Below are 11,684 nucleotides of genomic sequence, written 5' to 3'. Positions count from 1 at the left end.
GGAAAGAAAAAGATTCAGGATAGCTTATTCTTTTGTTATAATATATTGGGTGTGAATGTCATATAGAGGGTATCAACCCTCTTAATTCACGTCAACTTAGAGAATATTATTGGAGAAAGGAAGATTCTTTATGCGATTAAAGGAAATTCTTTCTTTTCATCCATTCGCTAATCAATTCTCTGCACTTTACGACATAGAAATTAACGCTATAAAAATGGATTCAAGAGAGATTACTAACGGAGATATGTTTGTTTGTATTAATGGCTTTACTGTAGATGGTCATGATTATATCGAAGAAGCTATTGAGAAGGGTGCTATTATTGTTGTAGCCGAGAGGAATGTTGAAGCAACGGTTCCAGTAATCGTGGTCGAAGATACAGTGCGATTTTTGGCAATGGCAGCTTCATGCTTTTATCAATATCCTACTAGTAAGTTATCGCTAATTGGGGTAACAGGTACGAATGGCAAAACAACTGTTACCTATTTACTAGAAAACATTTTTAAGCAATGTGGAAAGAAAACTGGTGTAATAGGAACCATACAAATGAAAATTGGGGAGGACGTGTATCCTGTAGATAACACAACCCCCGACGCTTTATTTTTACAACGAACAATTAGGGAAATGATTGACCAAGAAGTAGAACAAGTAATCATGGAAGTATCCTCCCATGCGTTAGATCAAGGTAGGGTTTATGGATGTGATTATAACACGGCTATCTTTACAAATTTAACCCAGGATCATTTAGATTATCATGATTCTATGGATGACTACTTAAGGGCTAAAAGTCTTCTATTTGCCCAATTAGGGAATAGGTATGATTGTAAAGCTAAGAAATTTGCCATAATTAATCAGGATGACCCAGCCTCTAAGAAGTTAATTCGTTCTACTGCCCAGTCTGTTATCACCTATGGAATTGATCGTGATGCCATGGTTATGGCCAAATCGATTACATTAACATCAACAGGAACTACCTTTTTATTATGTACCCCAGATGGGGATACTATGATTAATAGTAAACTAATTGGTAAATTTAATGTTTCCAATATGTTAGCTGCAACTGCTGCTGCTCTATCGAATGGAATCCCTTTGGAGGTTATCAAAAGTGCACTGGAAACCATTCCTGGTGTGAATGGTCGATTTGAATTAGTACCACATTCCCGATCCTTTTCTGTGATAGTGGATTACGCACATACTCCTGATTCGTTGGAAAATGTGTTAACGACAATCCAAGAATTAGCTAAGGGTAAGGTTTATGTAGTTGTCGGTTGTGGTGGTGATCGAGACAGGACAAAGCGACCGATAATGGCTAAGATAGCATTGAGATACGCTGATAAAGCGATATTTACTTCCGATAATCCTCGTACAGAAGAACCTGAAATGATACTACATGATATGGTTAATGGATTAACCCCTACAGATGGTCATTATCAAATTATCGTTGACCGTCGCAAAGCTATTCATCAAGCTATTCATCAAGCGGCTAAAGATGATATTATATTAATTGCAGGAAAAGGGCATGAAACCTATCAGCAAATTGGCCTTGTAAAGTATCACTTTGATGATCGTGAAGTGGCCAAAGAAGCATTGTTACTTAAGGAGAATTGAATTATGTTATTTACATGTAATTGGCTATCTGATGTCTTTCCAAATGTTAAAGGAAAGATGGATGGAGATAAACAAATTAAAACCTTTTTTACAGATAGTAGAATTGTATCAGAGGATGCATTATTTATACCCATAGTTGGGGAGAAATTTGATGGGCATGAATTTATCATGCAAGCATTGGAGAATGGTGCGATAGCAAGCCTATGGGATAAAAGCAAACAGCTTCCAGAAGGATTACCAGAAGATTTCTTGATTTTTTATGTAGACGATACAACGAAGGCTTTACAACATTTAGCTAGTTGTTATCGGGATGAAGTGAATCCTATAGTTGTAGGAATTACAGGCTCTAATGGGAAGACGACAACGAAAGACATTGTCGCTGCCATTGCGAAAGAAGAATATAAAACGCATTTTACAGATGGAAATTTTAATAATGAATTCGGTCTACCATTTACAATATTATCCATGCAACGAGATACCGAGATGCTCGTATTAGAAATGGGGATGAGTAGCTTTGGAGAGATTGAATTACTTTCGAATATAGCAAAACCGGATTACGCAATTATTACGAATATTGGCGAATCCCATATTGAGTACCTAGGTTCGAGAGAAGGTATTGCCAAGGCTAAATTAGAGATAGTAAGTGGACTAAAAAAACACGGTAAACTAATTATAGATGGAGATGAAGCACTACTATCCCATGTTCATCAGAATGAAAATGTGGTAAAAGTTGGTTTCAGTGAACATAATGACTTTATCATTTCTAATATTGAGTTATTACGCGAAAAGACCTCTTTTATAGGTTCAGATGGAATAGCGTATACTGTATCATTATTAGGCTCTCACAATGCTAAAAATGCAGGCTTTGGTATTGCATTAGGTGAATTAATTGGAATTGATAAGGATAAAATTCAACATGCGCTAAATTCTCTTACACTTACAGGAATGCGATTGGAAATGCTGACAGGTAAAAACGGAGTTGCTATCATTAATGATGCTTATAATGCCTCTCCTACTTCCATGATGGCTGCTATTCAAGTGGTACAGAAGATGAATGGTTTTAGTAATAAGGTATTAGTACTTGGCGATATTTATGAGTTGGGTGCAGACTCCAAGAGCTTACATGAAACGGTTGCAGATGCAGTAAATGAATCGATTTCGTACATTTACACCGTAGGAGAAGACTCAGCCGTAATTGGTCGTGCGGTTAAAAGGAAATACCCAGAAATGATAGTGAAGCATTTTTCTCAAAAAGAAGAGGTACTACCAGAGTTGAGGCAGCACTTGAATCAAGATACTTTAATTTTATTTAAGGCATCTAGGGGAATGAAACTTGAATCGATAATTGAAGAAATTAAATAAATTTAATAAAGTTATATGGTTGGACGGTTGGTAATAAAGGAGGAAAATTCGTGAATATTCTTGGACTAGTAATAACAATAGCTATAGCTTTTCTGATTACCGTCCTTTTGTCCCCAATTTTAATTCCCTTTTTAAGGCGTTTAAAGTTTGGACAAAGCATACGGGAAGAGGGACCTAAGTCTCACATGAAAAAAACTGGTACCCCTACAATGGGGGGGATTATGATTGTACTGAGTATCGTCATCACATCCATTGTTATGGCAAGTAAGTATGGTGGGTTCGGTTATGAACTAGGATTATTATTATTTGTTTTATTGGGATATGGTTTATTAGGATTTTTAGATGATTTTATTAAGGTTGCATTAAAGAGGAATTTAGGCTTAACCTCTAAACAAAAAATGTTAGGCCAAATTATTATTGCAATTATATTTTATATTATTCTAAGGAATCAAGGGTTCCCAACATATATTCAAATACCAGGTACTGATATTCAGTGGGATCTAGGGATTGGATACGCATTTTTAATTGTATTTATGTTGGTAGGTGCTTCAAACGGTGTAAATTTAACAGATGGCCTAGACGGATTATTATCTGGAACAGCTGCAATTGCGTTTGGTGCTTTTGGCATTCTTGCCTGGTATGGCACGCCGCAAAATGAAGTAGCTATCTTCTCCTTAGCTGTGGTAGGTGCGTTATTAGGATTTTTAGTATTTAATGCTCACCCGGCTAAAGTGTTTATGGGGGATACCGGTTCACTTGCACTAGGCGGTGCTATAGCAGCAGTAGCGATATTAACCAAGTTAGAAATTTTATTAGTAATTATCGGTGGAGTTTTCGTTTTAGAAACTCTATCTGTTATGATTCAAGTAGTGTCATTTAAAACTACCGGCAAACGAGTATTTAAAATGAGCCCTCTACATCATCATTATGAACTAGTTGGTTGGTCTGAGTGGAGAGTCGTGACCACGTTTTGGTTTATGGGGCTTGTTTTTGCTGCTCTAGGTATTTACATTGAGGTGTGGTTAGGTTGAATAAATTAGTTGATTTTCCTTATTCCCATGTTCTAGTTTTAGGGCTTGCCAAAAGCGGTACAGCCGCAGCTACAGTTTTACTTGAAAATGGTATAAGGGTTCGTGTTAATGATTTAAAAGCAAATGAAAACGATGAAGGTGTTCGATACTTACAGGAATTGGGAGCTGAAGTAATTGTAGGCTCTCACCCGATGTCTGTCCTTGACAATATTGACCTTATTGTAAAAAACCCTGGTATACCATATGAAAATATGATCTTACAAGCTGCCAGTAATGAGGGAATACCAATTGTCACTGAAATTGAATTAGCTGGTATATTAGCTAATGGCCCTATAATTGGTATAACAGGATCTAATGGTAAAACGACCACAACGACCTTAATATACGAAATGCTGAAGCAGAGTAAGGTTCCAGCAAAGCTTGCAGGTAATATAGGTATCGTTGCAACAGATATAGCAAGAGAACTCCAACCGAATGAAAAGATGGTGTTGGAGCTTTCTTCATTTCAGTTAATGGGTATTCAATCCTTTAGACCTAAAATAGCTGTCTTACTTAATATTTTTGAAGCACATCTTGATTATCATAAAACGATTGATAATTATAAACAGGCAAAAGCGAATATATTTTACAATCAAGTAGAAGATGATTATCTAATTTATAATGCAGATGAGCCTAATGTTGTGGACGTTGTTAAGGATGCTAAATCAATCAAGGTTCCTTTTTCTGTTTCGAAAAAATTAGAAGAGGGGGCCTGGGTAGATCAAGACTATATATACTTTAATGGGGATAGAGTAATCGCTTTAAAGGATATCGTATTAGTTGGCGAGCATAATTTAGCAAATATACTAGCCGCAGTTAGTGCAGCTAAATTGAGTGGAGCAAGTAATCAAGGGATATATCGTGTTCTCTCATCGTTTGTAGGAGTGAAGCACAGGTTCCAATTTGTAGAAAAGATAAATAGTCGTTTATTCTATAACGATTCTAAAGCAACTAATATTCTTGCGACCCAGAAAGCATTAAATGCCTTTAGCCAACCAACAATTCTTTTGGCAGGTGGACTGGATCGAGGAAATGATTTTGATGAGTTAATTCCGTATCTTGAGAATGTAAAGGCTATGGTTGTTTTTGGTCAAACAGCGGAGAAATTACAGGAAGTTGCACAGAAGGCTAGTATTTCTATCATAACTCGCGCAATAGACGTACAAGATGCAACACAAAAGGCCTATGAAATATCAGAGCCTGGTGATGTCATCCTTTTATCACCAGCCTGTGCAAGCTGGGACCAATACAAGACTTTTGAAGAAAGAGGAGACATGTTTATACAAGCCGTGCATACAATTAAGTAGGGGCGGTTTAAGTGATACGTACAATAAAATTTAATAAGGTTATTTTTATTGGAAATGCCCCTAACTCATAATGGATGTAAGGGGTGTTTTTTTTGTTTAAGAAAGAGATGTCAGTTAAGGACAAGCCAGACTATTTCTTATTTAGTGTCATTATATTGTTGTTAATAATAGGAATCGTAATGGTGTACAGTTCTTCGTATATATGGGCTGAATATAAATATGATGATTTATTCTATTTTGTTAAAAGGCAGTTGCTTTTTTCAGGTGTTGGAGTAGTAGGAATGTTGTTTTTTATGTATATTCCGTATAGTAATTGGGCGAAGTATTCCAAAGTCATATTAATCGTATGTTTTTCCCTTTTATTACTTGTACTAATTCCTGGTGTTGGACTAGTACGCGGAGGTGCCCAAAGCTGGATAGGTGTTGGGGCTTTTAGTATTCAACCATCGGAATTTATGAAATTAGGGCTGATTATATTTTTATCTGTATACTTATCGGTAAATCAGAAGTATATTACCTCATTTAGAAAGGGTTTTTTTCCAGCTTTAATACTTGTTTTCACCGCTTTTGGATTAATTATGTTACAGCCAGACCTAGGTACAGGTATGGTTTTAGTATTAACTTGTATGATCATGATTTTTGTTGCAGGTGCGAGAATTTGGCATTTTGTTGGCTTAGGCTTGCTTGGTTTAGCTGGTTTTGCGTTACTCATTCTATCGGCACCATATCGGATAAGCAGAATCACTGCTTTTCTCAATCCTTGGGAGGATCCATTAGGGGATGGCTTCCAAATTATTCAATCACTCTATGCTATTGGTCCAGGTGGTTTAATGGGAGTAGGATTGGGGAATAGCTTACAGAAGTACTTTTATTTACCAGAACCACAGACTGACTTCATATTTGCTATTTTAGGTGAGGAGCTTGGATTTATTGGCGGTACAATACTCTTATTATTATTTGGGTTATTATTTTGGCGAGGGATAAGAATAGCGATAGAAGCACCAGATGGATTTGGTAGATTCTTAGCTTTAGGTATAGTGTCGATGTTAATTGTTCAAGTTATGATCAATATTAGTGTCGTGATTGGATTAATTCCAGTTACTGGGATAACGTTACCGTTCTTAAGCTATGGCGGTTCATCCTTAACGCTAACCTTATGTTCAGTAGGGATATTATTAAATATAAGTCGTAGTGCTAAAGTATAGCATTCTTCTATATAGAAAAATTTTATTGTCAAACTATTTGATTGCGGACTATATGTTTTAGGACAGGTTGTGTTATAATTTAATTAACTCAACAAAAACGGCATCCAGCATGCCGTTTTCATGTGTTAATTTTACAAAAAGGAAAGAATAGGAATGGAAAAAGAAAAGATTGTTTCAATAGAGGATCGTATACCTAAATTGAAACAAGCACGTAAAAAAAAGGCCAACCGGCGCCTTATATTTTACTTATCTATTTTTTTCTTCTTAATAGCTATCATTGTCTATCTTCAGTCACCATTAAGCCATGTGAAATCAATAATTGTAACTGGCAATTCTTTTTATCCAGAAGATGAGGTGATTGAGCAAAGTGGTATCGCGAAGGGTACAAATATATGGACAATAAATAAAGAGGAAATCATTCAAACTCTTGAAAACGACCCATTAATTAAGAATGCGGAAGTAGAAACGAAACTACCTTGGACGGTTGAAATTCATTTAATAGAACATGAACGGGTTGGTTACATAAAAAAGGAAAATGAATACTATCCAGTTCTAGGGAATGGAACCGTTCTAGAAGAAAGTAAAATAAAACGTTTATCAGGATATGCCCCATTACTACTAAGCTTCTCACAAGAAGATGTTTTAGTGGAAATGTCGAAGGAATTGAGTAACCTACCTAGTAATATTTTAAACATCATTTCTGAAATACATTGGACACCTACAGATAAGAATAAGAACGACATCACACTTTATATGACTGATGGGTTCATGGTCCAGTCCTCCATACGAAATTTCTCAGAAAAGATGAAGGTATATCCATCCATTGCATCTCAGCTTGAACCAGGCAGCGAAGGCATTATCCATATAGGTGTAGGTGCCTATTTTGAGCCATTCAACCAAGAAATAACAGAAGAAGAAATTATTTCAACAGATGGTGACGAATAGGGTACGTGGTGAAGATTTTATGAAATGGATGGTAGATTCTCTTAAAAATCAATAGATTTTCGAGAGAAATATCCAATATTTATTTCTTTTTTAGAGAAAATCCTTTAAAATAATAGATTATAGTATAGTTAAACACAAATAATTGATACAAACATCGCATTAAGAAATATAGTCGTTTTTTGATGCTTCTGAAATAGGAGGTGCCTTTGTTGAACAACAATGATATATTGGTCAGTCTTGATATAGGTACAACAAATATTAAAGTTATTATTGGTGAAGTTTTAAATGATTCATTGAACATTATTGGTGTTGGTACAGCAAAATCAAACGGAATGAAAAAAGGTGCTATTGTAGATATCGATCAGACAGTTCATTCTATTCGTAATGCAGTAGAGCAAGCAGAACGAATGGTAGGAATGCAAGTTGAAAGTGTAGTAGTTGGAATCACTGGAAATCATATTCAATTACAACCATGTCATGGTGTAGTGGCTGTTCAAAGTGAAAATCGTGAAATTACGAATGAGGATGTTAAACGTGTAATTGATGGTGCTCAAGTAATCTCTATTCCACCTGAACGGGAAATCATCGACGTTATTCCGAAACAATTTATTGTAGATGGGCTTGATGAAATTACCGATCCAAGAGGGATGATTGGTGTTCGCTTGGAAATGGAAGGTACCATTATTACATGCTCAAAAACCGTATTACATAACATTCTAAAATGTGTGGAACGTGCTAACTTAAAAGTGGCAGACATTTGTTTGCAACCTCTTGCGGCAGGTAAAGTAGCACTTTCTAAGGATGAAAAGAACTTAGGTGTCGCATTAATCGATGTCGGCGGTGGCTGCACAACAGTTTCTGTATTTGAAAATGACCATATTGCTTCTACTAGTGTAGTGCCGCTTGGTGGTGATAATATCACAAAGGATTTGTCAATAGGCCTTAGAACAACGACTGAAGAAGCTGAAGACATTAAGCTAAATCATGGTCATGCTTTCTATAATGACGCCCAAGAAGAGGAAGTGTTTGAAGCATCGATTATTGGAAGTAATGCGAAGCAAACCTTTAATCAGCTTCAGATTGCTGACATGATTGAAGCTAGACTAGAAGAAATTTATGCGTATGCAGAGCGAGAAATAAGAAGAATGGGTTATCATGAGTTACCAGGTGGATATGTTCTAACTGGTGGTACGATGAAAATGCCTGGTGCACTAGAACTTGCTGGAGACGTTTTTCAAGCAAATGTTCGAATTGCAATCCCGGATTATATCGGTGTTCGTGAATCACAATTTACAGCAGGGGTTGGGATATTACAGTTTGCATATCATAATGCAAAGATTCAAGGGAAAGAATTATTCCCTGCGATCACTGTATCAATGGAAGAACCAAAACCGAAACGGACCAAAAAACAACCTACACAAGCTACAACAACGAAAACGAAAGAGAATAATAAAAAAGAGTCTGGAATTGCTAATTTATTTAAGTATTTCTTCGATTAATCAGCGTTCCCACATTAAAATTAGCTTCTAGAAATCTTGTAATTTGCATATTAGGAGGAACGAAAAATGTTAGAGTTTGATACAAGTATTGACCAATTAGCAACGATTAAAGTTATTGGTGTCGGTGGAGGCGGAAATAACGCTGTAAACCGAATGATTGACCATGGTGTTGAAGGTGTTGAATTTATAGCAGTTAATACAGATGCACAAGCATTAAATTTATCAAAAGCGGAAACGAAATTACAAATTGGTGGGAAACTTACGAGAGGACTTGGGGCAGGTGCCAATCCGGAAGTAGGTAAAAAGGCTGCTGAAGAAAGCAAAGAACAACTAGAAGAAGTATTACAAGGTGCAGATATGATTTTTGTAACAGCTGGTATGGGTGGCGGTACTGGCACTGGTGCTGCACCAGTTATTGCACAAATTGCAAAAGATCTAGGTGCTTTAACAGTAGGTGTGGTAACTCGCCCATTCTCATTTGAAGGACGAAGAAGATCTAACCAAGCTGTTTCTGGAATCGATGCATTAAAGAATAATGTGGATACATTAATTGTTATTCCAAATGATCGATTACTAGAAATTGTGGATAAAAACACACCGATGTTAGAAGCATTTAGAGAAGCAGATAATGTTCTTCGTCAAGGTGTACAAGGTATTTCCGATTTAATTGCTAAACCAGGTCTTATTAACGTGGACTTTGCTGACGTTAAAACGATTATGTTTAATAAAGGATCTGCACTAATGGGGATTGGTGTTGCAACTGGTGAAAATCGTGCGACAGAAGCAGCTAAAAAAGCTATTTCTTCACCATTATTAGAAACTTCAATTGATGGTGCACATGGTATCCTGATGAATATTACTGGTGGTACTAATTTAAGTTTATATGAAGTACAAGAAGCTGCGGACCTCGTAACAAATGCTGCAGATGAAGAGGTTAACGTTATCTTTGGATCCGTCATAAATGAAGATCTTAAAGATGAGATTATTGTTACCGTTATTGCGACTGGATTTGATGAAAACAAAAAACCTGAGCAACCAACCAGACAACGTCCTACTGTAAATCAAACACAGCATGCAGCAACTAGAGTGAATGAAGAAGTAACCAAAGAACAACCACAACAAGCACGTCCTCGTCAAGAAGAAGATGTGTTAGACATTCCAACGTTTTTACGTAACAGAAATCGTAATCGCTAAGAATTTCTTAATAGAGAGACTTTCTAAAAGGGGAGTCTAATTTAACTGACGATAATAAATAATCTCGTATCACGAAATAGGTGGTACGAGATTTTTTTGTTGAGTCGATATCCTAGACATAAGTATTTCAATAGAAATGACATGTCTCACTCTAAATGGCTAATATATAATGACATGTTGCACCGTAATTCCACTTACCACGTCGATTCATCAGAGGTTTCCGCTCATAAATATACCCGAGGTGAATTACGAATTATTGACTAAGACCCTCGACATAACTAGTTGAAATTAGCTTATTTTTGCATACAAGAACTGACAGACTTCGCTTGATAACTAGTTTATACTTCTTTTTAGCAGATAGGAAAGTATGAAAAACTTTCCCAACTAGTTTTAGAAAAGCTAACGCATTTGCTAGAGATTGGGAGAATGCGAGTCTTTCTAATACGTTATTCTTACCAATGAATCCATTATATAAGCTTCTACTATACACGATTCTGATTAAAAGTAAGGAGTGAATCCCTTAAATGTCATAACCAATCTACTCTTTTCAAGCTCAAGAAAGGAAGAATAGTATGACTATTTACCTTGACGCAGTTTGGGTGTTGAATTTCCTTTTAGATTTAATGCTTTTGATGTTAACACAAGCATTAAGTAGAGTGTATACCCCTAAAGGGAGATTAGTCTTAGGAGCCATTGTTGCGTCTTTCATTGTACCAATAACACTTTATTTTCCAAATGCATATATCTCAACGTTATTTGGTAAGATACTTTATTCTATTCTCATCATCGCAGTTACATTCCGTTTTGTATCTGTAAAACAAATGATGAAGCAGCTTTTATTGTTTTATTTTGTAACGTTTACAATCGGTGGGGGACTGTTCGCGGCACATTATGTATTACAAAACCCGATTGCTCTTTCGGCTTCAGGATTTTTGTCATTTAGTACTGGCTATGGTGATCCGGTTAGTTGGCTATTTGTTGTCATTGGATTTCCGATTGCTCTTTGGTTTACAAAGAATCGTATGGACAAGCACGTGGTAGAAAAAATTCGATATGATCAACTCTATGAAGTTTGCTTAACGATTAATAATAAAAGCTTTACAACTACTGGATTTATTGATAGTGGTAATCAATTAGTCGATCCATTAACGAAAAGGCCTGTGGTCATTTGTGATGAGTCTTTTTTAAAACAATGGTTTCAACACGACGATTGGATCAAATTAAGGCAGGCCTACGAGAATTTAAATATGGAAGATATCCCTGTGAACTGGGCTAGCTATATGCAAGTTGTTCCTTTTCACGGTGTGGAAGGTAGAAGTAATTTTCTCTTTGCATTAAAGCCTGACAATCTAACTATTTACTATGGGGAACAACAAATTGTTGCTAGTAAACTATTAATCGGCATCCAATTTTCTGATTTAACAGATGACAAAAGCTATCATTGTTTATTACACCCGCAACTAATAAAATTAGCAACTATTCATTCAGCATAAAAA

At 36.1% G+C, this 11,684-nt stretch carries 9 protein-coding genes; all 9 read left to right on the top strand.

Translation table 11 applies throughout. The features are described from left to right. Positions 1-130 precede the first annotated feature (130 nt). The 9 genes from KGF86_RS07950 to spoIIGA all read left to right on the top strand — a co-directional run bounded on the left by KGF86_RS07950 (position 131) and on the right by spoIIGA (position 11,681). Complete coding sequence (locus tag KGF86_RS07950) at positions 131-1,606, top strand: UDP-N-acetylmuramoyl-L-alanyl-D-glutamate--2,6-diaminopimelate ligase (RefSeq protein WP_211741529.1); 1,476 nt, start codon at positions 131-133, stop codon at positions 1,604-1,606. 3 nt (positions 1,607-1,609) lie between these two features. Continuing rightward, on the top strand, positions 1,610-2,968 hold the full coding sequence (locus tag KGF86_RS07945; RefSeq protein WP_211741528.1) for a UDP-N-acetylmuramoyl-tripeptide--D-alanyl-D-alanine ligase: 1,359 nt from the start codon (positions 1,610-1,612) through the stop codon (positions 2,966-2,968). 50 nt (positions 2,969-3,018) lie between these two features. Then, positions 3,019-3,999 carry a phospho-N-acetylmuramoyl-pentapeptide-transferase gene (mraY, locus tag KGF86_RS07940; RefSeq protein ID WP_425516478.1) on the top strand — a complete coding sequence of 327 codons (981 nt, stop codon included), beginning with the start codon at positions 3,019-3,021 and terminating at the stop codon, positions 3,997-3,999. After that, positions 3,996-5,345, top strand: coding sequence for a UDP-N-acetylmuramoyl-L-alanine--D-glutamate ligase (murD, locus tag KGF86_RS07935; RefSeq protein WP_186868590.1), 1,350 nt, complete (start codon positions 3,996-3,998; stop codon positions 5,343-5,345). The genes mraY and murD overlap by 4 nt, the downstream gene beginning before the upstream one ends. 107 nt (positions 5,346-5,452) lie before the next feature. Further along, complete coding sequence (gene spoVE, locus KGF86_RS07930) at positions 5,453-6,550, top strand: stage V sporulation protein E (protein ID WP_186868818.1); 1,098 nt, start codon at positions 5,453-5,455, stop codon at positions 6,548-6,550. Positions 6,551-6,703: 153 nt separating this feature from the next. Continuing rightward, entirely contained in the window at positions 6,704-7,495 is a 792-nt protein-coding gene (locus tag KGF86_RS07925) for a cell division protein FtsQ/DivIB (protein ID WP_211741527.1), read from the top strand. Positions 7,496-7,704: 209 nt separating this feature from the next. Continuing rightward, entirely contained in the window at positions 7,705-8,994 is a 1,290-nt protein-coding gene (ftsA, locus tag KGF86_RS07920; RefSeq protein ID WP_186868592.1) for a cell division protein FtsA, read from the top strand. A 66-nt stretch (positions 8,995-9,060) separates the two neighbouring features. Next, on the top strand, positions 9,061-10,188 hold the full coding sequence (gene ftsZ / locus KGF86_RS07915; protein ID WP_186868593.1) for a cell division protein FtsZ: 1,128 nt from the start codon (positions 9,061-9,063) through the stop codon (positions 10,186-10,188). 572 nt (positions 10,189-10,760) lie between these two features. Continuing rightward, the gene (spoIIGA, locus tag KGF86_RS07910) at positions 10,761-11,681 is read left to right on the top strand and encodes a sigma-E processing peptidase SpoIIGA (protein ID WP_186868594.1); all 921 of its coding nucleotides are present in this window, start codon (positions 10,761-10,763) and stop codon (positions 11,679-11,681) included. Positions 11,682-11,684: the final 3 nt, after the last annotated feature.

This window comes from Ornithinibacillus massiliensis, assembly GCF_018310345.1.
GTDB classification, from domain to species: domain Bacteria; phylum Bacillota; class Bacilli; order Bacillales; family Amphibacillaceae; genus Ornithinibacillus; species Ornithinibacillus massiliensis.
Note: the sequence above shows the minus strand (reverse complement) of the source record. Positions and strands in the feature narration are given on the sequence as shown.

Coding starts and splice junctions, on each gene's coding strand:
- KGF86_RS07950 (WP_211741529.1), top strand. CDS start 131: ATGCGATTAAAGGAAATTCTTTCTTTTCATCCATTCGCTAATCAATTC.
- KGF86_RS07945 (WP_211741528.1), top strand. CDS start 1,610: ATGTTATTTACATGTAATTGGCTATCTGATGTCTTTCCAAATGTTAAA.
- spoVE (WP_186868818.1), top strand. CDS start 5,453: ATGTCAGTTAAGGACAAGCCAGACTATTTCTTATTTAGTGTCATTATA.
- KGF86_RS07925 (WP_211741527.1), top strand. CDS start 6,704: ATGGAAAAAGAAAAGATTGTTTCAATAGAGGATCGTATACCTAAATTG.
- ftsZ (WP_186868593.1), top strand. CDS start 9,061: ATGTTAGAGTTTGATACAAGTATTGACCAATTAGCAACGATTAAAGTT.
- spoIIGA (WP_186868594.1), top strand. CDS start 10,761: ATGACTATTTACCTTGACGCAGTTTGGGTGTTGAATTTCCTTTTAGAT.